This window comes from Verrucomicrobiota bacterium (assembly GCA_021294815.2).
In the GTDB taxonomy this organism is placed as follows: Bacteria; Verrucomicrobiota; Verrucomicrobiia; order Opitutales; family LL51; genus LL51.
This window is the reverse complement of record CP095464.1, coordinates 483,077-505,966: the sequence shown is the minus strand read 5'-3', so window position 1 is coordinate 505,966 and position 22,890 is coordinate 483,077. Positions and strand designations below refer to the sequence as shown.

Genomic DNA, 22,890 nt, shown 5'->3' with positions numbered 1-22,890 from the left:
TTACGATTCAATCGCGATCACCTAATAAATAACAATCTCGGGCCAATAAGTAGTTAGATTAAATTTCATTTAATAAATTTTTATAAAAATTCCTTGACATATCAAAAAGTCCATAAGATGTTTGCCACGTTATGAAAAAATATTCAACTCATCTGCTTTCGTTGATGTTTTCAATGAGTGCCCCTATTAGCTCTCTATTGGCAAGCAGTTCTTTGTGGAAAGCACAATCTCCACTAAGCCCCCTCGGTTCTAGGCTTCAGAATTCATCGAATTATTTCGATACAGAACCAGGGTTTTTCATTAGATTTTCTCGGCATCGAACGTGAATTTCAGAAGAAAACTCATGAAAATTCCTTGGATTTCGCTGAAGAAACTTCAACGAACATTTTTAATTTTGCTCCAGAATTTCTATCCAATCCCCTCGATTTCAGACCCCGGAATTCATCGAATTACCCCAATGCCGAACCGAGATCTTTATTAGATTCTTTCGACAATGAACCTACAATTCAGAGGAAATCCTTCGATTTCACACCAAGATTATCCTCAGTATCGAGTCTGCTGGAATCCAACAACATCAATTACGACGCGTATCCTCAATTAGAGATCAACAATCCAATTCAGACCTCAACACTCCACAGCTTACCCATATCACAGGAATATGCAATGCTTCCTCCAGCGATACCCATGTTACTACCGACACCTGGGATAGATAATACACAAAACGCGCAACGAGAAACCGAACCAATCCAAGATCAATTTGTATCGCACATTCAAACGCCGATAGCGCAAAGCACATCCATGGTGGAGTCCTCATCAAGCTCTCTAGATATTAATGAAGCCGTCGAGATTCCTGATGATGTGAGCACTCAGTCCGAAAGTGATGAAATTGCGCCAACACAGCTAACAGCATCTCAGAGCCAATCAAGTGAATCTGTGAAAAAAAACAAAAACACAACCAGCAACGCACGCAGAGGAAAGGGCGTATATAAAGATTTCCCTCCAATAGACCCACAAAACATGCTCCCAAAGGACGTAAAACAAGCACAGAAGGACTGTCTTCTCATAGGAAAGGTAAGGGTAACAAACACATCAGAAGCACCATGGTTAGTCGCTGCCATAACGTGGTATTTTAGTCACCAAAGGTTGATTCGCGCGATGAACGACAACCCTGAAAACCTCCGTGCTCAGCGTATTCATGCATTGCGCAACCAAGTAAAACAATATAGAGAACGGGTACTACGAGCCCAACAACTGCTCAAACCAGATGCCTTCCAAGCGCTCATGCTGAGCATCCGCGCACTGTTCCCCAATGCCACCCAAAACTTCATTATTAAGGAATTCAACAGAAAAAAAACTCAAATGCTCAAGTATTTGGAGTGCTTGGAACCAAAATGTGAGGGTGATTTACAAAAACTCATAGCCAATGGTTTGGGTCGCCTGAAAGGAGTTCCAGATACCATGAATTCAACGGTTACTCTTCCTGATCCTGTTCCTGCCAAAAACATGAAAAGAGGACACAAACCCAGAGGTCAAAACCCAGTACAAAGCAAATGATACCATCTATATTCATTCAAGTCTTCCAGCAATAGTTTCCATTTCCTCAAGTTCACCAAGTCACAAAGAATTAAAGCGACGTATAGAGTCGCAAGAAAAGGAACTGAAATTGAAGAATCAGGAGCTAGAATCATTAAGAAGACAGTTGATCGCACTAGAAGCCAAAAATCCGGCTCCAAACAACTAAGCAGTGTTTAATCGTATATGACGTGCTCCTTAGCTGATGTTACTGCAGATGCGCTAGCAAGCACTCCTTCCGTTCAAAGGAGTGCTTGCTATTCATGATAGACATTCTCTAACTCGGCGTTTGATATCTTGTTATTTTTGTAATAACAACGAGTATCTGGCCAACATAGTTGTCAACGTCGCTAGAATGGACGCCATTAATGCAAGAATAAATCCACCCTTTGGTGAAATTTTTCCATCAAGGCATCGAGTATTCAGAAGCCACTTCGACTCAATAATGATCTCAATCACTCTCTAAAATAATCAAAGCCGTTGCGATAAAATACTTTATTTTTAAGTTTTAATTTACATAAAATGCAACTTTTACAGGAATTTATAAAAAATAACAAAACAAATACTAAACTAAACTCAAATAAACACCGCAAAGAGCTGCGAAATCCAGCATGTTTTTTACAAAAAAAACACTTGACAGTAAAATAAAAGGGGTGAGTGTCCACCCTGCTATGAAAAAATATTCTAGTCAACTTCTATCGTTGATGTTCTTAGTGAGCATCTCGGTGGACCATTTGCAAGCATCCGGTATGAGTCAGCGGGAACGAGCACGGGAGGCAAGGAGACTCGCGGTTTATCAAAGGGACGAACAACAGGTTGTGCCTCAGCAACAACCAGCGGTTCCGGCACCTCAGGTACCTCAGCAACAACAGGCACCTCAGACAGTCTCAACACCACAAAGTCAACCGAATCAGGTCTTGTTTCAAGGTATGAGTCAGCGGGAACGAGCACGGGAGGCAAGGAGACTCGCGGTTTATCAAAGGGACGAACAACAGGTTGTACCTCAGCAACAACCAACGGTTCTGGCACCTCAGGTACCTCAGCAACAACCAACGGTTCCGGCACCTCAGGTACCTCAGCAACAACCGGAGAGTTTCACTTTAAACCACAATGGAGAACACCTTAGTGACGATGAAAAACCAGAAATCAATAGGCCCGTTTCTCTTCAAAATGTTTCTCTAAGGCCCGTCATCCCCTCACAATCTACTGCTAAGATTACCCGACGATCAGATCTTCAAAATTTGGGAACGGAAACGTTGCAGCAAGAGCAACAAATCAATCAAATACAGTCGAGTACGGCAATCTTGGCGTCCAGCGAGACTTCTCAAAAGGGCAATATCAATTCGCTGAATCAATCACCATCAAATATGGACCAGCAAGGAAAACGCTCTAATGATTATGAGAACCTCCATAGCAGCCCTGTCCCTGTCCCTGTCTCGTCGTTCCCCGATGTTGAATTCCCGAAGCCCGACACCCTTTTGCAAAACGTTTACGGAAATGGTGCCCTGTCCACAAAACAAAATCCTCTGCCTGAGCAATCGTCAGTCAATGCTACTATCACAACGGCTACTGGTGAAGTCAAAAATTCTGTAACCGATGACCAAGGAAATGGAGCAAACAACGACTACAATGGACCTCGCGAGATAAGTCCTATTAAAACAGAAACAAAGAACCCTTCCGATGTTCTGTCGCAACAAAATTCCCTGTCTGATGAACGTAACGGCGAAGAGGAAGAAGAGGAAGAAAAGGAAGAAGAGGAGCAATATGAGGACGGGAATAACTATCCGCGAGAATTGAGTGATCTTTATAACTCAACAATGGCACCTCTCAATGATTGGCAGGAGGCGGCTGGAAACTTCTGGAAAAATCCAAACAATAAGCAGGCTAAAAAGGATGAAGAGGACGCAAGAAAGTGCTCGACAGAAGCTCTGAGCAAAATCACCCTCGACCGCATTAATGAGCTTGAACAAAAGTACGGACGGGATTCGTTAGACAGGCTTGCAAACGAGATGCAAGGCACTCTCGACGATCCTGAGAATGACTTTCAAGATGAAACCAGGATGTTTTTAGGAAACTTCAGAGACCGGCTCCAAAAACAGGAAGGTGCTTTTGAAAGAGCAGATTTTCTGCTATGTCCTGTTGCTGTGAGTGGGAAAGAGGGAACAGGTGATAACCAGAGAGGTGCGAGTGAACCTGCTACCCCTATACGTCTCAAAAAATCTGCGACACCAGAAGCAAAGACACCGCGTAGGAGCAAAGAGGCACAACTTCCAATCCTAACGGGTTACTACTTCATTCAGGATCTTAACGTGATCCAAAAGTGCGGGAGAGATCTACTCGTACTCAAGCCGAAGGAGAAGGCCCAGTTCTTTGTGGGCAATCCCGAGGGACAAAAACATCGGGAAACGCTTCTCAACACTGTATTAGCCCCGAAGACAAAAGAGGAAAAAACGGTCAAAAATCGCTTCCTTAAGGCGATGTCTGATGACGCGATTACGAAACTCTGGAATGAACAAGGAGCGAAGGGTGCGAAGAGTGACAAAGATAAAAAGGAATGGGAAAATAAAAAGAAAAGACAAGCAAGCCTGACTGAGAGAAAAGTAAAGCTCAGAAATGAATACAAGGAGGCCAAGAACCCGGATCAAGATCCCTCAGATGAAGAACTTCTGGTTTGGCTGCTGGGGCGTTTTGCATCTGAGGAAATGACTGATGCTATGATGAGGATGCCGACGCTGAACCAGCAGATTAACAAGGAAAAACCTACAGCGGATCAACAGCAACAAACAGTCCCGATAGGTCCTGTAGTCCGAGCATTCCTGCTAAATGATGACATGAATCAAACTAAAGAACTGTCGACAGCGACAAAAAGTAACCAGGGAAGCGAAGACGCAACAGAAGGTGACGAGGATCAGGATGAAAATCGGGACCTCTCAAATAATGGGAGCGATCCGAGCAATTCGAATCACGAGGATTCTTCTGATGATAAATTCAATCAGAATGATACTGGTAAGCAGAATAGAAGGAGACACAAAAAACATCACGAGCCCCCCACCGAACAAGGAGATCCAAATGATCAGACTCTAAAGAATTCAGAAAATCCTACCCAAGATAAAATAGAAGGCAAAGGTATTCAGACGAATGGCATTACGGCGATCGAGGGTACACCGACTATCCCTGATGATCAGAAAACTCAGGAGGTATCTTCAGACCTAAATGCTTCGGGAAATCCGCTCAAGCATAAAAATATCTTCACTACTTCTTTTGCGGATCTCGTGAAGGAACAGCAAAGAAGAGAGGAAGAAGAAACCCAAAGACAACAGAAAGTTTTCACCATATTGAAAGCCTGTAATTTTCTTAAAAGCCTTAAAACTTTTCCCAAACGGGCAAAAGACCTTGATTTATGTCGGCAGGACCACAAGAATATCTTTCTCGGAGTTCTGGAGCAGAAAAACGTGCTTCAGGCAATATCTAATAACCAGCTTTCAGGCCACCAAAAAAAGGAAAAGGACGATATGGAAAGGAAACTTTCCTGCTTGACACAAGAGCAGTTTAACGAAATGTCCTCCGAGAGCACGTCTAACAAACAAGAGAAGAAGAAGGAGCAGCTCTCTAGGCTGGCGGACAAGAATCTTCTGCGTACAGTAAGTGAGTATCTTACCTCGACGACAGTTGATGCAATCAGGGCGGATCTTGCGTCGTATGAAAAATGGAAGGAAGATCGGCGGGAGAATGCGCAGCAGTCGAGGAGGTCGAACAATTCAAATTCCAGTAGTCCGAACAACGAATAAAGTTTAATCGAGGCATGGTAGCCAAGGGGTAAGGCAGAGGTCTGCAAAACCTTTATACGTCGGTTCGATTCCGACCCATGCCTCCCGTTAGTTTTCGAAAACATCAAAAAGAGGAGAGCCAAGGCGCCCTCCTCTTCTCTTTGGCGATTATTCTATGACGATTAATCGAATATTGCTTGAAACCTTACGGCTCTACCCGGGCCTTCAACATGCATTCGACAGATATACGCCCTACCTCTGGGCGGTCGACCGTCACGGTTATGCATTCGCCAGGAGATTTGAAAAACAAAATATCGGCAATGTCTTCCTCGTCTTGAATTTCGACATCATCTATTGAACAAACTTTATCCCCGACACGCAGCCCCGGGCGCTCCGATAACGAGATCACGAGCTCCTTCTGGCCATCCACAGACATCTGGCCCTGTACACAAAATCCCGCGGCAGCGTAGTCAACCTCGAGCCCCGCACATAGCCGATCAGCCACCCGCTTCAACGCCTCCGCTGGAATAATAAAACTTGAACGGATGTCCGGTAGTGCCGCGATCATGATACCGCAAAAACGCCCCGTGCTATCAAATACCGGAGAGCCGCTCTCGCCGCCGCAAATCTCAAGGCTGCTCCGAAAATATCCCAGCGCTAAAATGTGCTCGCCATAAACTAGATCGCGCCCCGTAATCATCCCAAGTTTTGGCTCTACCGACATCCCTTTTGTGCTGCTAATCGCGACACATAACTCACCCGCATGGCGCTTCAGAATTTTGGAAACCATGGGCAACGCAATATAATGCGCCCCCTTGGGTAAAGTCACAAGCTGAAGCACCGCGAGATTCGTTCGCGGGTCTTGCCCTATCATCGTCGCCGCATAAGAAATCGCCCCACACTGCACCCACAGCTGAGTCGCTTCGGAAGCAACCGTTGCTGTCGTTAAAACATGCCCTTGCGGATCGATGAAAAATCCCGTCCCATACACAAGTGGCGCACTTCCGGTCTCATCGCGTGTACCTAATACCTTCACAACACAGTCGCTATACTGCGCAAAAATCGCCTGGGTATCACGTGAAACTGAGATCAACGTCGCAATCTCACAGATTTTTTCATCTGCAGCAGTAAGGGCGAATGCATCTCCCTCTTTCGAAGCCGTTTGAGGAGCATTAACCTCGGATTCAGCCGCTACGGGTGCCGCTTGAACAGCAAAATGAGCTCCTAAAAGACCAGTGATGAGAGCAACGCGACACATGCGTCAGAACGCTAATGGCCGACTTGCTGTCTGCAACTCTGATTTATACAGGTTGTCACAAACATAGTGGGCCCCTGGTCCCGACGAAAGCGTAAGGGCCAACGCCGCGCCACTTGCATGCTCCGCTAAGTTCAACGAACCCGGGAACGAATTTTTCACTGCCACTACGCCCATCCCGTGCCCAATATCTTTGGAAACTTGTTGCAGAGAAAGCGAGGAGATTGCTAAAAACGCACAGGCGACACCCCCGACCGTTGCAAACGCCCAGCGACACGGCTGGAGAAATTCCAGAACGGACTGGATCCACGAGGGCTTAGGTGCTATGTGCGCTGCGAACTTACGTCGAAAGCCGGCATCAAAATCACGCCAAAACGCCTCCGACGGGGCCTCAACCCGCTTAAGCTGAAATAGCTGTGATAATTTTTGATCCTTTTCTGATGTGTTCATATTACAGGTAGGTCTTCAAATACTGCTGGAGCTCTTGTTTCGCATAATGAAGACGTGACCGAACGGTTCCTACCGAACAGCCAACGATTTTCGCGATTTCCTCGTGCGACATACGCTCCACCTCAAACAGCACAAATACAACCCTATGCTTGTTAGACAACTTTTGCAGCGCTTCGTTCAAATTTTTTTGTAATTCCTTGAGCGCCATCGCCCGATCGCTCCCCGCCTCTGTCGGAATCAACCGCAGCGTCTCCGGCGTGATTCCCGATTCGTCCAAAACGTCTAAACTCACGGCCTCGCGTTTTTTTCGCTGGCGTAGAAACGAAAGCGCCATGTTCACCGCAATCCGGTAGAGCCACGTCGACACGGAGGCATTCGCCTTAAACGAGTGAATCGCGTCAAAGGCCTTGATAAAGACGTCTTGTGTAATTTCCATCGCATCGTGCGGGTTATTGACAATATTATAAACCGTCGCGAAAATGCGCTGCTTATATTTTTCGACAAACTGCGTAAATGCGGACTGAGAGTCCCCCTTAATTGCGGCGACCAACGGATCTTCCGGCGGAGGATCGTGAACTTTGCGCGCAAAAAGGGCCACAACCGCGAAATGTAGAGGAAAACCCTTTACGGACAACTCAAAAGAATATTTCTCCCCCGCCTCAATCGTTAAAAAATTATTTCAGATAATATTGTAAATTTTTTACCAATTATTATACTTCTCATCCATGGGAATGGATTCGAATATCAAAAATGGGAATCGAAAATGGCTCGTTTTTTGCTTAGGTAGCGGCTGCCTTTGCGGCACTTTATCGGGAGCGGTCAACAAGAAACCTTCAGATCCCAAAACTTTTGCCAAAGCAAACCTCAACGCCGCCAAATCATCGTCGGCCATGCAACTCCAATTAGCGCTATTTAAGCAGGGCATTGCTTCTAGACGTAAAGAGGTCAAGGAAAAACTCAAAAGAGCATTTGAACTTTCAGGCATGATCAATATGCCGATGTGGAAAAATATCGCGGAGCAGGAAGCAAAGGCCCGATGGAAGGACCTTAACAAGCTTATTGGAAGCTTCAAAGGGCCTCGGGACGTCGTCGGTAAGCCAGGTCACATCAAGCCAACAATCGTAGACCCCCAGGCTCAATTCTTGGAATCGTTGTACAAATTTCAGTACCAGGAATTTTCCAAAATCGAAGGCCAAGGAGCGAAGAAAAAATTCTTAGAAAAGTTGAGTCTTCCAACGCTTGTTGATTTGTGGCAGCACGCTTCTGATGATGAGAAACTCGCAATATTTCCTCATTGTCCCCCACTGTTTCAAGCCGTTGTTTTTGGGGAGCTCATTCAAACTAGACCCGAGATTGGTAGGCAGCTTCTAGGTTATCTTCCCGTTCTGGAGCGTGTATTATATTATCTCCTACTTGATGACAATTTTCAAAAAGCGAGCTTTTACTTTTTACCGCTCACAATTCAAAAAAGGCTCGAGAAGAAGTTCCACCTTACGCCCGCAACACTGCTCCCTGACTCCGAGCAAATTGAGTTGTAAGCCAACGACATAATACGTATTGCACGAACCAAAACACTCCCCCAATTCAGGGGAGTGTTTGTTTTAATTTTAAAAAATATTGTAAAATTTTTCTCGTTTTTTATAATTACTTCTCATGGGATTGAATCGAAAATTCGAGAATGGAAATAAGAAATGGCTTGTTTTATGCTTAGGGAGCTGCTATTTCTGCGGGGCTTTGTCGGGGGCAGTCGAAATTCAGCCCAAGAAAAGTTTTTGGAGCAAGGTGAAGGATTTTTTTATACCGATCGGTAAGCAGATGTTGGGTGGATTTAAAGACCAAGCGATGCAGATCATGCAAAGACAGATTTTACGGGCGCGCCAGGAAGCGGGAGCTTCGATTTTTCAAGAGCTCATAACGCATAACGTCGTCGATATAAAAGCATGGCGTCGCGTCGCACGTCGGGAGGCATTTTCTCGCTGGCAAATGTTGGTCCAGCTTATCAATCAATTTGGAGACGAACAGCGCACGTACTATCGTCAATTGCACGGACTTGAGGCTTTAACCGATGCGGAGTTGATGCAAAAACTACGAAACGATCTTGCGCAGTTTGGAGATCGGAATGCCCAGGAGGGATTTTTAAGTGATCTACCGCTGGCGATTCTTTTCGACTTGTGGAATAGCTTCACCAATACGGAAATCCTTTCTTATTTTCCATTACTTCCGGAATTCTTCCGCTCGAGCGTCTATGGACACCTCGCAATCAATGCGCAAACTCTGGCGCTTGCGGATCAGTTACTGGCCTACCTTCCCGTCGAAGATCGTGTTTTGTACTTTGTACTCTTGAGTCAGGATTTCCAAAAGGCAAGTTTCTATTTTTTGCCGCTCCAAATCCAGGAAAAATTGAAGTCTCAGTTCAAACTTCAGCCGGCACAACTGCTAGACGACTCCGAAAAGAAGCACTTCGACGACGTTTGGGGGCAAATCTTAGATCGGGTCTCTCCCATTATCGCACCCGTTGTGTCGCAACTCGCACAGTAATGATTGAGTTTGTCGGCAAACACTACCTCCTCGTGGGGGTAATTTTTTTACAAAATTCCAAATCGGACCTTGTTCCTGAGATAATTTTTCGCATAATGAAGCTATGAGCATCAACGGTCTTAAACCGAGTAATCCACCTGCTACCCCTAGCATTACGGGTGTGCCACAGGAAACTAAAGCCTCTAAAGCCGAATCTACCGCTCCAAAGCCTTTCGCCTTCAAGATCGGACAAGGCGCTGTAAAAAATAAGCCCACGATGCAGGGCCCAGACAATGTAGAAAAGAAAGACATTCAAAGCTATCAAAGTTAATGCTCAACGCCGAGGATTTGCCGATTGTCCAGTTCGTGTACCATGTTCTCGAGCACGCGGTACGGCAAGGCGCCTCCGATGTACATTTTGAGACCTTTCTCGATCATTTTTCGATACGTTTTCGCGTCGATGGGGTTTTGAGTGAGCAGCTCACGCCTAACGTTCATTTGAGCGAGGCCATTATCGCGCGGCTCAAGACCCTTGCCAATCTCGACCTCGCCGAAAAACGCCTACCGCAAGACGGGCACCTTGAATGCGTTACCCATGGCCGAACAATCGATTTCCGCATCTCGGTGCTTCCGACACAGTACGGCGAAAGCGTGGTTCTGCGTGTTCTCGACTCAGGCATTGGGCAGCGGAGTCTAGCCCAGATGGGCATCACGCCGGCCATTTTAGCATCCTTTCGCCAAGCACTAGCTTCGGGGTCGGGGATGATTTTAACGACGGGTCCGACGGGAAGCGGCAAGACGACGACGCTCTACGGTGCGTTACGGGAACTCAACCAGGAAGATACCAAGATTGTCACGGTCGAAGATCCGGTGGAGTACGAGACAGAAGGGCTGGTACAAGTCAACATCAACGACGACATCGGGCTGACATTTGAACACGTGCTCCGGGCATTTCTACGCCACGATCCGGATAAGATTTTGATTGGCGAGCTCCGCGATACGGTGACGGCCAAGATTGCGGTCCAGGCGGCGCTCACAGGCCATCTCGTCCTGAGTTCTCTTCACACCAACGACGCTCCTGGTGCGATTACGCGGCTCATCGACATGTCTGTAGAGCCGTACCTGATTGCGGACACGCTCCGTGGGGTTCTCGCGCAACGGCTGTTACGCAAAATTTGCCCGCACTGCCAGGAAGAAACCACACCGACGGCCGAAATGCGCACGGTTATGGAAGCGTACCAAATTGAGCACACTTACCGCGGACATGGGTGTGACCAATGCGATGGCAGTGGTTATTGCGGCCGCTTTGGGGTCTACGAGTGGCTTTCGATGACCTACCCGCTTCGTGAGGCGACGCGTCAGTTACGTCCTCTTGAAGAGCTCCGAGCAATTGCTCGCACCGAAGGCCTCATTCCACTAAAAAACGCCGCAGCTCAACATGTTAACGCTGGCACTACAACGCTTGACGAATTTCGAAAGCTTTAAAACTTTTTGCCGCTGATCTGCTGCGCCTTCATCCTCATCTCCCGATCTTTGAACAGCACTGCTCTGCTAGGCGACATGTTAGTTATATCTACCTGGAGAGCTCCGGGCAATTGTTCGCACCGAAGATCTAAACCCACTAAAAAACGCCGCAGCTCAGCTTGTTAACGCTGGCACCACGACGTTTGACGAATTACGGGGGATTAGATAGCTTGTCTACTGTTCAATCGATAACTCCGTTATAAGACATATCAGTCATTACCTTTAGTCTTTTCTATCTTATCCAATGGCTACCAGCTATCTTCAGAATCATTTATCTTCTCCAATAGATCATCAATCTTGCCTTTTAATTTCTGTTCGTCATCTGTTAGCGTTTCCTTTGTTTGCAGCTTTGTTTGCAAATCTTTCAAGGAATTTTCCATTATTTCCCATTCTTTTCGCACATCTACTTCTAAGTCGTCCATATTCTTTGGCACATATTCACTTAGGTCATCCAATGTTTTTGTCAGCTGTGCATACATCTCTGGCTTCAATTCCTTTTGTGCACTCCCCAAAATAGCAGCTTCTTCACCGTACGTCAATTCATCGTCGTCTCTTATAAATGAATCTGCCTGCTTTGCCAGAAGTTCAGCAGCAGTCATCTCTCGAGTTGACTTCTGTTCATTTAAAGGAGGAGGCGGCATTTCTTGTGCCTCTTGCCGTCTATTTTTCTTTATGGTAGCAAAGAAATCCTGAGCGCCACCTTCGCCAATTTGCTTGATTAAATCTATAGGACTCTGACTCGACGAAGCCGCAGGAGGCGGAGGAGGAGGTGGTGGTGGTGGAGGTGGTGGAGGTGGTGGAGGTGGTGGAGGTGGTGGAGGTGGTGGAGGTGGTGTATCTGTTACTTGTGCCGTATTACCCATGCCATGCAAGTTTGATACTGGTTCCGATAGTGGCCCCAATGATAGTGTTCCGAATGCCACCTTGCGCTGTCTTTGCGTCCCCCCCGCTCCTTCAGGTTTCGGAGCTTCTGATGTTACATCTTCTTCTTTCGGGCTTTTAACGGTGGGCTGCTGTGCTATGGATGGCTCGGGAACAGCCTTAGGTGTAGTTTTCGGCATAGTTTTCTTCGGAGTCGATGCCAATGGCGTCGGCATTTTAGGCTGTTCGGGTAAAGACCCCTTCCAAACTTCCTGAGCCTCACTCATCACAGCGTCTTTTTCTTGCAATGCATTACGCTCCTCGACATTCTTCCAAATGACTCCTTTATTGTAAAACTCGCTCAATTTCCCGCTTATACCCGCAAATTGCTTTTTATTGTACGTGAATTCCCCCTTTGTCTTACCTACGCCGAGTCCACCCAGATCTCTAACTGTCCAAAGAACTTTAACAGAATCCATAATTTTCGATTCATTGTTTGTTCGGAGAGCTTGTCTAATCTCTTTCCTAATATTCATGCGCGCCAAGAACAAGGATTTTGGCTTTTGATGGGTCCGAAGCGCCATTTCATCAACGATCACTTTTGCTGCATGGGACACGCTGATGGATTGTCCATTGCCGAGATTAATGCGTTGCATGAGTCATATAGTAAAAAAAAAATTATATTTTAAAATAAAATTTCCTACGCACTCCACAAAAAAGTAGTTTTTAGAGAAATTTTCCCGAAACATAAATAAATCTCGTGCTATTGCTAAAGAACTTTTGACACAAATATTGCAATCTACAGACGAAAAAATACGATCGTTTTAAAATGCTCACCCGCTCCGAGCAATTGCTCGCACCGAAGGCCTCATTCCACTAAAAAACGCCGCAGCTCAACATGTTAACGCTGGCACTACAACGCTTGACGAATTTCGAAAGCTTTAAAACTTTTTGCCGCTGATCTGCTGCGCCTTCATCCTCATCTCCCGATCTTTGAACAGCACCCCTCCGTCACGCTTGAGTTGTTCCAGAGCATCACGCACTTTTGCGAATTTCCTCTTTCTAAACTTAAACTCGCCTTGAGTTCTTCCCTTAACGAGCCCATTAAGATCTCTGACCGTCCAAATGTCCTTAACAAATTCCATGATTTTCGATTCATCGCCTGCCCTAATCGCTTGCTTGAATTCGATTTTATACATGAGCGTCTCAAAAAATGTCACTTTACCGGTTTCACTGTTCTTCGCAGCGAGAACTTTTGCGGCATCATTCAAACCGATAAACTGCCCGCCACCAAGATTGATACGCATGTATTAACTATAGCAACATTTCACAAGTTTTAAATGTAAAAGTTTTACTAAAATACTTTACATTGTGTAGGATAGTGTAAAAAACCTTAACAAAGACAACTTGCTGAACCCATAAGCATTTATCCATACTCTACCAACTAGAAGTGCTGTCCTCTATACCATCGTTTACCTGCTTTTGCATGTACGCGAGATCCCCTTGTGTACCAGGGACACCAAATATCTCGTCTAAATTTTCTTTTTGTTCCTTTATCTCTTCAAGCTTACTCTGTTGTTCTGTCAACGTTTTTACCAGTGGATCAAGCTTTTCTTTCGTCGCTTCGTAATCTCCAACGCCTTTGTCGTCATCTATCTCTTCTGTTAAATCTCCCAGCTGTTCTAACGCATCTATTGCATCCTTGTATTTTTCGGCATCCAATTTTTCCAAAGCGCTCTTAAGATCTTCAAACCGTCCCTGTATATCCTCTAGCGTTGTATTCTCCCATTCATGTGACTGTAATTGTGGCGCTTGTTGCAGTGCCTCCTGAGCAGTCATATTTTTAGGATTAGTCGGCTCTTTTTTCGGCGGCGGCGGCGGGTTTCCCTTGGGCTTCTTGTTAAGTTTGAAGAGTTTATATTTGATCCGATCCATCTGGCTTACCTCGTCCGGTATCGGTAGGTTATTTTCCTTTATATATTTTGCAAATTCTCGCCTCTCTTCATCTTCAAGCTGATTCCAAGACTTTCCTTTCCACTTATTCGCTGCCCCTGGATCCGGCTTCTTTTTTGGCTTCGGCTCTACTTCTGGTGTCGCCTTCTCCGGTTTTACAAACTCCAAGCCGCTGATTTTTCCTTTATCGTGATCTCCTTTGGGACAATGTTCCCAGAATTTATACGCGGTTTCTTGGACGCTCTCCTGAAGTTTCTCCTTCGAGTAGCCCATAATGTCCTCTCCGAAAGCGTGCGATGAAATCAACATGCCCCCCGACACCGATAAAATGCCCAACAATTTCGTCTTCATATCCAGGGGCATTCTAAAAATACCGCCTCCCATGTCAATAAACTTAAAACACAAGCGCCACGGGATCAACTCCCATGGCACCCTGCAGATTCTCCAATTAAGAAAAATAACTTCTACGCCAACACCTTCCGCGTATCAATCATCAGATTGATCACCGGTTTCGCCGCCAGTAATGGAATCGGTTTCATCATTATCATCAGATTTGTTTGCTGCGAAATAGTTCTTCCCGCCATACTTCGCGTCGAACTCATCATAGTCAAACCAATCGTCCTTTTCACTAGTCGGAGATTTCATGGTCTTGGTTTTTCCATTAGGGGCAATTTCTATTTCGGTACTGTCGGGGAACTGAATCGTTATACCTTGCGTCTTGTCGAAAAACAAGAAGAGCGTGTTACTCAACTGATAAAACGGGAGCAAGTTCTCTGTTTCCACATCACCAAGAATCTCAAGGCATTTTTTTATAGTCGGCACCTTACGATCCTCTTCGCTTAATGTTGCTCCCTCCAACCCTGCCTTAAATTTGACACAACGAATGAACGCCCGTTTCTTTTCGCTTAGTTTCTCGACGTCCTTGACTTTTTCGCTCTTATTGGCTTTTGCATTCAAATCTTTTACTGCTCCATCAATTTTTTGCCCCCATTGGTCTAAATCCTTTTGCAAATCCTCGAGCTGCTTAGTCAACGGTACACCTTCTGGTCCCACCGTTGTGTGCTGAGCATCAAACTTATACTTCAAGGTCCCAGGTATCGGTTGATATCCTGCGCTGGTCAATCGGTTCATCACCTCGCTAAGCGCTTGCTTGAGTTCCTCTCCGCTGTATTCATTGAGGCGCTTCTGGGAGGTCTCGCCAAAAACACACGATGATGCCAGGAAAATCCCCATAACAAAGCCAATGCCCATCAATATCGTCTTCATATATGAAAACATTTTAAAAACATCAGCAATGATGTCAATAAACCTTAAAACAATCTACTATTCCCAAAAACCAATGCCACAGGAAACAATCCTATGGCATGTTGGAGTTTTAAAAACGCAAGATTAGTAGATGCCCTTTGTCATCAAGTATTGAACTACCATTTTCTGCTCCATTTATCGCTAATTGGAACTGTCGGAACTGTCATCAGAACTAGAAGTGCTAGAACTCCAAGGTTTATCATCATCTCCCTCATTTTTAGGTTCATCTTTTTCAATCTCGCTGATATCGTCATCAGGAACTTCCTTAATTGACTCCGTCCCGTTCGAATAAATTGTCACCAAAATATTGGAATCTCCTTTTGTAAGGAAATCCGCACACACTTTATCGTCCGAAACTGTTTTGTAAATGGTGAGCCTTTCCCATTTATTGAACCGGTAACGTTTAAATTTGTCGGTTTCCTCATACTTTGCTCCCTTTATTGCATCCTGATACGCCGCCGTCCGCCGGTTTACCGCACTCTCGGGCATTCCCATCGTGTCTACCAGCTTCTTCTCGATTTTGAACCCATCGATCAGTTGTCTTTGATCCATTTCTAGTCCGTCAAGGTTCATAACATAATCTTTGCCTTTGGAATCAATCCAAACCCAAATACTCGGAGTACCTTCAAAGAAAAATTCTCCGCCCTCCACATGCTTTTCGTCTAAGGGTTTTTTAAAGTAAACCATCACTCGACCACTGCAACCATTGACATTTTTGAATTTACGACCGCTCCAAGTTTTATCTTTATCATCGCCATTTATGTTTGAGAAATATCCCTCTATTTTTGTGCCGTACATCAGGGCATCGGGTTGCGCTTGACCAAATTTAACAGAGCCAAGTTCGTCTGCGCTCGCCAGTTGGTAGTGGATTTTAAATCCCCTCACAATTGGTGCCTGCTTTGCGTTAAGCTTTACATAAGATGGCTTCACGCTAAAGCTTCCTTTCTTAAGTAAGTCCACGTAATTTTGGGAAGTCTTCACACCATCCTTCTTCGGCTCCGAATCCGTGTCATCCGATGGCTTTTTTTCACTTTGACCGGCACCATCCCATGGGCCTTTAGGGCTTTTTCTTCCCAGCGAGTACATTATCGTTCCGAATGGCTCCTTATACCCCTTATAAAGTCTGTCCACGATATCTTGAACCGCTTGTTTCAACTCGTCTAGGTTATAATCCTTGAGTTCTTTGCCAAAAGCACAGGGCGAGGTGAGTAAAGTTCCCATCAGAGAGAAAATTGCTGCAAATTGCGTCTTCATACCTGGGCGCATTCTAAGAACGTCAAGCATTCTGTCAATAAATCTTAAAATTTGCTCTATTCCATAAAAGCAAAAGCGCCGGAGCAATAAATTCAACGGCACTCTGTGGTTTTAAAAATTTACAGAAACTTTCCGCTATATGGCGTTAGTCGACCAAAATACCCATGTCTTCAAAATCAGCCATATCGGCGTCTGCAAAATCGATTTCCTCTTCGGCCGAATCAATCTTCTCAGACGCATCCAACAATACGTTTTCCAGGGAAACCTTTTTTTCGGCGGGCTTCGTTGACTTCGACGACGGGGTATCGGGTGCCTCGCGGAACATCGTACTTTCCGCACGTAGCGACTCGAAAGACGGTAGCGGAGGACGTGGTTCTGGCGCTGAAACCTCTATCGGCGCCTGCTCACGGGGATATTGCACTTGGACTGAGGCGTTCGTGGGGCCGAACTGGGAACTCGTGCCGAGGGCCATATTGCCCAACACACTGGTTTCCTCTTCTCCAATATCGAAGCCGAAATCGTCGTCATTGCGCGAAGCCATTGCACGGATCTCCGCTAAAACTTGAAAGAGCTCATCTTGCGGCGAAACACCTCCATCACGATCACTCTGCGCTTCCTCCTCGAAATTCGGTAAAGGCAATACCGCCGTTTGGGCTTTTACGGGCTCCAACTTTTCCTTTGCTGCTTGCGGTACCTCCTCGGGAAATGGCAGTTCCGGCTTTTTCAATTCGCGCGCTGGAACAATCGGTTCTTTCACCGGAGAAAAACTTTTCGTCGGCACAGCGTCCTCTGAAAGCTGCAGATTTTCGAGCGTTACCGGCGCCGATGGGGGCAATGCAATCGCACCTTTCGCGGGCACAACCAACGGCTCTGAATTGACGGTAGCAGGCGCCTTCGCCGGAACCGGCGCAACCACCACCTCTGGGCGTTCGGATTTTACCGGTTTTGGGGGAGTTGGTGTCGCTTTTTTCGGAGCAACCGGCTTATTTTCTGCCGGAGTTACCTTCTTGGCCGATTCTTTTTTCGAAAGCTGTACTGCCTGAGGGCCGCTAGATACCGGTTGTTTTGGAGCCGCTTCCTCGCGCTTGGCATCTTCCAAACGGGCTTCAATCTTTTGGATCCGGTCCAAGCGCTTTTGTATCAACTCCATCATAGACCGAAGTTCGTTCTTTTCGGCCGCGATCGTCTCCGGATCAAGCTTGTATAGATCCACATCGGCGGACGGAATATCTTTCGTTGCATGCCCCGATTTGATTTCGCCAAAAGTGTAGGGTGCCGCCAGTATTGCACCAGAAGTCGACAGTAGTTTTATCCATTTCGCATTCATATCCGAGTCGATTTTAAGGATACCGCCCAAACTGTCAATAAATCTTAAAACACAAAACGCCACAAGAGGTTTCCCGCAGCGTCTTCTATCGTCAATGTATTTTTTTAGAAAATTTCTACTTCACTTCACACTTACTCCGTGTAACTCGCAATAGGATTGTCTTGTCCAAATGCTTCGACTGTGCCATCCGGTGTGTCGCCCTGATTGATCTCTTCCCTGCGTCGATTATATTCCGCAAGCCACACATTCATGAAATACCTATATTCTTTCATGCGAGTCTCAATGAAGTCAATAATAATCTGCTGCTCAGCCAATTTCTTCTCCATTGTCGCCAAGGCTTTTTCGGCCTCGCTGGGGTTGTGAATGGATTCCAAATACCATTGTTCGAGCTGTGGCTGCAAAGAATGCAGCGAACTGTCCGGATGCGCCGCCATATAATCTGCCAACTTGTCTTGCGCGGCCTTCACATAGGCCTCATGCATAGCCTTCCAACACCGAGCGCTTTCACGTACCAGCACCTGGAGCTTTCTATTTTTTAGCTTCGCCGCCTTCAAAGCTTCTGGCGATACTCTTTGATTACTGCGAACATTTGGCGTAACTGCAGCTTCTGGAATCGTCGGCTTATCTACAACAGGATTTTCCGTTGGAATCCCAGCGCTAGGATCGTCAATGACCGCAGCGGGATCTATTTTAAGAAGGCGCTCTTTCGCAACAGCGATCAATTTCTGAACCCACTTTATGTCCGGTTTGCGCCCTCGAAGCTCTTCGACAAAGGAATTATGAGGCAGTGTTGCATCAGACGCATCGGGATTCAACCGCCATGCAAGGTACTCACCCACATTGCGGATCGTTTCCTGAAGCGTTGTGCGATGCACGCCGGTACCCTGAATTTCGATGATCTTCCCGCGCATCCAAATATTACCGTTTTTCCTAAGAGCCGGGCTATCATTACGGTCCTCTTCCGGTGTAGTATCATCAGATCTTGTGTCCGTGGACTCTAATTGAGATAAATGTTCTCTTAAAAATCGAAGCAGCCCTTGAAGCCGCTCCAAACTGGGGAGCTCCGTACGATCAGCCCAAAAATTATCAGCACTCATTGGCTGGCCAGATTCCAATGCCTCGATACACTCCTCTAGATCGTGGATCATCGATGTAACATCCGCTGCTGTCATCTTCGGATCTTTCGTCTTATCCATAACCCATTGCACAAGATCATCAGCTTTTCCCGTCGACGATGTATCAGAGCGCGGACCGTCCGGGTCTACAGAATCCGTTGGCGCGAGACGTTTTTTAGCAATAGCAATCAATTTTCGTACCAATCCCTTATTAGGAAAGTCCCTAAAGAAAAACTTTGTATAAGGATTGTCCGCATCAAGCGGCCGCCTGTCAATATAGGCCTCTGCGATATTGAGAACTTGTACAATTTCTTCCTTTGCAAACTCTGGATCTTTGACACTTTCTATGAGTCTTCTAATTCTTTCATTGATATCCCGCCTAGTGGATGATGCGCTAGCATCCGCTACAGGGTATCGCCCCTTTAGTACATGAAGTATTTCTGGAACTTGTTCTAGTACCAGTGGGTGCCCAAGAGAACTAAAAAATTTCGGTAAAAACCCGGCATCCATTAAAGTCAAAGTATCTGGATTAGCCAAACGCTGTGGAAGCGCTGCATACCGCTCCATAAGGGACATTATCTTTGTGAGAAATGCCGCCCCTTTGGAACTTTGTTTTGCTTTTTCAATGAGCTCCTGAATCCACATCTCTGTTTCAGGACTAATTTCACCGAACGCGAACGACGTTGCCAGCATCGCCCCAGCCAGCGATAATGATTTAACGATTTTACAATTCATAGACGGAAGAATTGTAAAAAATAGATTCAATTAGTCAATAAATTATAAAAACAAAACAAAACGCCGCGGGAATCTCCGCGGTATTGGCAATTCATTGACAAACAAAAATTTCTAGAACTCGAAGTGATCGTTGGGAGTAAGGGAACGGGCGAAGGCGCAAATCAGGCGGATTACATTTTCGACGTCGTCAAGATTGATCGTCTCAATCGGCGTGTGCATGTACCGTAGCGGTACCGAAATTAGGCCCACAGGAACTCCCGCACGTGACATTTGGATGGAACGTGCATCCGTTCCGGTTGGACGCGTCTCGGCTTCCACTTGATACGGGATCGCTTCGCGTTCTGCGCACTGAATAACGCGATCGAAAAGGAGTGGGTTGATGTTGACACCACGGGCGATAATCGGGCCGGCACCGAGTTCGAACTTGCCAAATTTCTTGTGATCACAGCCCGGGAAGTCCGTCGCATGCCCGACATCAATTGCAATCCCGACCGACGGTGCACATGCGTATGCTGCAACAATCGCGCCACGGGTCCCAACCTCTTCTTGTGTCGAGGCGACTGCCGTAACGTTACAGTGGAGCTGCGACTTCTCCTTTAACAACCGGCGAGCAACCTCCATCGCGACATACGCCCCGGCACGGTCATCAAATGCTCGGCCCGTCGCGTTATGCGATTGGTTGATGATCGCCGGCTCGGCGGTTTCGTAGACAATCGGATCGCCGATGCTCACCATCGACTTGGCCTCGGCCTCGTCTTTCGCCCCGATATCAATCCACATATCATGGAGCTTTGTCGTCTTATTTTCCTCTTCCTCTTCAAGCATGTGGACCGCTTTCTTACCGGTGACCCCAAAAATATCGCCGTGCTTCGTTAGAATGCGGACCCGGCGCCCCATTAGAATTCCGCGGTCATGGCCCCCAATCGCGTCAAAGGAAATAAACCCTTTCTCGTCGATATACTTCACCGCGAATCCGAGCTCATCCATATGCCCCGAAAGCATCAACGTCGGAAGGCCTTCACCGGCTTTCACTGTCGCAAAACGGTTTCCAATAATATCTTTCCGATACTCATCCGCAATATCCGCCATATGGCGATCAATCACCTGCTGGGCCTCGAATTCATGGCCCGATGGCGACCGGGCAATCATTAATTCACGTAAAAAATCAGGAATAACAGCCATGGCGTGCAATGTCGCTAAAAATCCCGCGACGTCAAGGTCATAGCAGGTGATATGCCAAGCAAAAATGACGACAAAACTTGAAAACGTTGGCAAAGAGCGCTATCGTCTGCGCCATGGAAATTTACGCGCAAAATGGAGTGTCCGTCGAATTATTTAAGTTGGGCCCCCTACGCACCAATGTGGGCCTCATTTCTAAAAATCAGCAGGCAATGATTGTCGATGCGCCGCCGGACAGTGCAGATTTTTTGACACAATACCTCCAAGAAAAACACCTCGAACCCACGGCATTATTGATCACGCACCATCACTGGGACCACATTTCCGATGCGTATATTTGGCATAACCAAAATGTTTCGATTTACGCCCAGAAACACGACGCGACCGAGATCGAGCACCCGGATAATCGCTTGCTGGCGACCTATGCCGATGTCACTGTAACTCCCTGCCCGGTCGACCATGTTTTACAGGACGGCGATACGTTTTTACTCTTGGGATTAACGATTCAAATGCTTTGGATCCCGGGACACGTTCAAGGCGGCGCAGCATACTTTTTCAAAGACCTCCAACTTTGCTTTGTTGGCGATACGTTGTTTGCACACAGCGTGGGGCGCTCGGATTTACCGGGCGGCGATAAACATGTTTTGTTTCGCAGTATCCGTGAAAAACTCTACACACTTCCCGATGAAACTATGGTAATTCCAGGTCATGGACACACGACGACCATCGGGTACGAAAAGACAACCAATCCTTTTGTCCGACCGAATTAATACCCGGCTTCTTTTTGCCGCTTCGCACGTAGCTTTTGGAGGTCGTGAAAATGCTCGGCGAGGGCTTTTTCGGCACCGATTGCCTTAGGTTCGTAAAACGATTTCGGTGTCAACATATAGGTCTGGCCTGAGATATTTTGATCGAAATTGTGGCTATACTGGTAAAACTTTCCGTGCATGAGGCGTTCGGCCGCTTTTCCGTGGGCATCGCGAAGCCAAACTGGGACCGCCTCCTTGCCATGCTTATGGATGAAGGACGACGCACGTTCGAGAGCCATGTACGCTGAGTTGCTCTTGGGCGCCAGCGCACAAAACACCGTTGCATGGGCGAGATTAATACGACATTCCGGAAGTCCGACGCGTTCGCAGACATCGAAACAGGCATTCGTAACCGTCAACGCCCGTGAGTCCGCAAGACCGATATCCTCAGAAGCAAAAATCACTAGGCGACGCGCGATAAACCGCGGGTCTTCACCGCCATCGAGCATTACGGCTAGCCAATAAACCGCCGCATCGGGATCGCAACCGCGCATGCTCTTAATATACGCCGAAATCGTGTTGTAGTGCTCATCTTCGTCGGCATCATACGCAAGCTGTTGCTTAAAGAGGTACTTCGCGGCATCTTCTGGAGTGATCTTTTGCCCCATCGGGGTATTGAGAACGACCGACTCCAAAACGTTAAGCGCCTTACGCGCATCACCATTACACTGCTCGGCAATTAATAAAAGCGTCTCATCTTCGATCGGTACCTGGATTGTTCCGAGGCCATGAATTTCATCTTGAAGCGCCCGACGTAAGATCGTAACAAGGTCCTCCGGGGCAAGCGGCTCGAGCTCGATCAAACGGCATCGGCTCAGAAGTGGATTGATGACGTAAAATCCCGGATTATGGGTCGTCGCGCCGATAAGCTGGATCGTCCCTGCCTCAACATCCGGCAACAAAAGATCCTGTTGGGATTTATTAAAACGGTGGATTTCATCGATAAACAAAATCGGCTGTTCATGTGTAAACTTCGCAACCTTGAGTAACTCCCGCAATTCTGCGACATTTGAAAGAACCGCATTAATTTTCTGAAATGACTTATGAGTCTCATTTGCGATCGCTTCTGCAATCGACGTCTTCCCGCTTCCCGGTGGGCCGTACAAAATCAAGCTCCCGAGTGCATTATTTCGGACAAGTTGCGTTAACGGCGCTCCTTGTGCGGCAATCGAACGCTGACCAACGATCTCATCGAGCGTCCGTGGGCGCATCCGTACCGCAAGCGGCGGGCGATTGACATTCGCATCGGTCACCAAATGTGCAATTC

The 22,890-nt window shown here is 46.7% G+C and carries 19 protein-coding genes and 1 tRNA gene; 8 read left to right on the top strand and 12 right to left on the bottom strand.

Features of this window, described 5'->3' with window-relative positions:
• The first annotated feature begins 354 nt into the window (after positions 1-354).
• The 3 genes from LW808_002385 (at position 355) to LW808_002375 (ending at position 5,443) form a co-directional block, all read left to right on the top strand.
• Complete coding sequence (locus LW808_002385; protein ID UPA28132.1) at positions 355-1,554, top strand: hypothetical protein; 1,200 nt, start codon at positions 355-357, stop codon at positions 1,552-1,554.
• Positions 1,555-2,321: 767 nt separating this feature from the next.
• Entirely contained in the window at positions 2,322-5,360 is a 3,039-nt protein-coding gene (locus LW808_002380; protein UPA28131.1) for a hypothetical protein, read from the top strand.
• Positions 5,361-5,371: 11 nt separating this feature from the next.
• Positions 5,372-5,443: transfer RNA gene (locus LW808_002375), tRNA-Cys, on the top strand.
• 101 nt (positions 5,444-5,544) lie between these two features.
• On the opposite strand, the gene LW808_002370 is transcribed toward LW808_002375, so the two are convergent.
• From LW808_002370 to LW808_002360, 3 genes are read right to left on the bottom strand one after another with little or no spacing between them, the layout of a single operon-like run.
• Positions 5,545-6,597 carry a S1C family serine protease gene (locus tag LW808_002370; protein UPA28130.1) on the bottom strand — a complete coding sequence of 351 codons (1,053 nt, stop codon included), beginning with the start codon at positions 6,595-6,597 and terminating at the stop codon, positions 5,545-5,547.
• 3 nt (positions 6,598-6,600) lie between these two features.
• Complete coding sequence (locus tag LW808_002365) at positions 6,601-7,044, bottom strand: hypothetical protein (GenBank protein UPA28129.1); 444 nt, start codon at positions 7,042-7,044, stop codon at positions 6,601-6,603.
• A gap of 1 nt (position 7,045) precedes the next feature.
• Complete coding sequence (locus LW808_002360) at positions 7,046-7,642, bottom strand: sigma-70 family RNA polymerase sigma factor (protein UPA28128.1); 597 nt, start codon at positions 7,640-7,642, stop codon at positions 7,046-7,048.
• A gap of 127 nt (positions 7,643-7,769) precedes the next feature.
• Here LW808_002360 and LW808_002355 point away from each other — a divergent pair, with 127 nt between their 5' ends.
• From LW808_002355 to LW808_002340, 4 genes are all read left to right on the top strand, one after another.
• Positions 7,770-8,582, top strand: coding sequence for a hypothetical protein (locus tag LW808_002355; GenBank protein ID UPA28127.1), 813 nt, complete (start codon positions 7,770-7,772; stop codon positions 8,580-8,582).
• A gap of 244 nt (positions 8,583-8,826) precedes the next feature.
• Positions 8,827-9,582: a hypothetical protein gene (locus LW808_002350; GenBank protein ID UPA28126.1), complete on the top strand. Its 756-nt coding sequence runs from the start codon at positions 8,827-8,829 to the stop codon at positions 9,580-9,582.
• 103 nt (positions 9,583-9,685) lie between these two features.
• On the top strand, positions 9,686-9,892 hold the full coding sequence (locus LW808_002345) for a hypothetical protein (GenBank protein ID UPA28125.1): 207 nt from the start codon (positions 9,686-9,688) through the stop codon (positions 9,890-9,892).
• Positions 9,892-11,046 (top strand): GspE/PulE family protein, encoded by a 1,155-nt coding sequence (locus LW808_002340; protein ID UPA28124.1) that lies wholly within the window; start codon positions 9,892-9,894, stop codon positions 11,044-11,046. The genes LW808_002345 and LW808_002340 overlap by 1 nt, the downstream gene beginning before the upstream one ends.
• A 287-nt stretch (positions 11,047-11,333) precedes the next feature.
• On the opposite strand, the gene LW808_002335 is transcribed toward LW808_002340, so the two are convergent.
• The 8 genes from LW808_002335 to LW808_002300 all read right to left on the bottom strand — a co-directional run bounded on the left by LW808_002335 (position 11,334) and on the right by LW808_002300 (position 20,910).
• Positions 11,334-12,602, bottom strand: a complete 1,269-nt coding sequence (locus LW808_002335; GenBank protein UPA28123.1) for a hypothetical protein — start codon at positions 12,600-12,602, stop codon at positions 11,334-11,336.
• 285 nt (positions 12,603-12,887) lie between these two features.
• Entirely contained in the window at positions 12,888-13,253 is a 366-nt protein-coding gene (locus LW808_002330; protein UPA28122.1) for a hypothetical protein, read from the bottom strand.
• Positions 13,254-13,383: 130 nt separating this feature from the next.
• Entirely contained in the window at positions 13,384-14,250 is an 867-nt protein-coding gene (locus LW808_002325) for a hypothetical protein (protein ID UPA28121.1), read from the bottom strand.
• A 135-nt stretch (positions 14,251-14,385) separates the two neighbouring features.
• Entirely contained in the window at positions 14,386-15,165 is a 780-nt protein-coding gene (locus LW808_002320) for a hypothetical protein (protein UPA28120.1), read from the bottom strand.
• Between the two features lie 180 nt (positions 15,166-15,345).
• On the bottom strand, positions 15,346-16,458 hold the full coding sequence (locus LW808_002315) for a hypothetical protein (protein ID UPA28119.1): 1,113 nt from the start codon (positions 16,456-16,458) through the stop codon (positions 15,346-15,348).
• A 145-nt stretch (positions 16,459-16,603) separates the two neighbouring features.
• On the bottom strand, positions 16,604-17,785 hold the full coding sequence (locus LW808_002310; protein ID UPA28118.1) for a hypothetical protein: 1,182 nt from the start codon (positions 17,783-17,785) through the stop codon (positions 16,604-16,606).
• A 131-nt stretch (positions 17,786-17,916) separates the two neighbouring features.
• The gene (locus LW808_002305) at positions 17,917-19,635 is read right to left on the bottom strand and encodes a hypothetical protein (protein UPA28117.1); all 1,719 of its coding nucleotides are present in this window, start codon (positions 19,633-19,635) and stop codon (positions 17,917-17,919) included.
• A gap of 111 nt (positions 19,636-19,746) precedes the next feature.
• Positions 19,747-20,910 (bottom strand): M20/M25/M40 family metallo-hydrolase, encoded by a 1,164-nt coding sequence (locus LW808_002300; protein UPA28116.1) that lies wholly within the window; start codon positions 20,908-20,910, stop codon positions 19,747-19,749.
• Between the two features lie 20 nt (positions 20,911-20,930).
• On the opposite strand from LW808_002300, the gene LW808_002295 reads away from it, so the two are divergent.
• Positions 20,931-21,584: an MBL fold metallo-hydrolase gene (locus tag LW808_002295; protein ID UPA28115.1), complete on the top strand. Its 654-nt coding sequence runs from the start codon at positions 20,931-20,933 to the stop codon at positions 21,582-21,584.
• Here the strand turns inward: LW808_002295 and LW808_002290 are convergent.
• A complete protein-coding gene (locus LW808_002290; GenBank protein UPA28842.1) occupies positions 21,581-22,876 on the bottom strand; it encodes a replication-associated recombination protein A in 1,296 nt (431 codons plus the stop codon). The two genes, LW808_002295 and LW808_002290, sit on opposite strands and share 4 nt — an antisense overlap.
• Between the last annotated feature and the right edge of the window lie 14 nt (positions 22,877-22,890).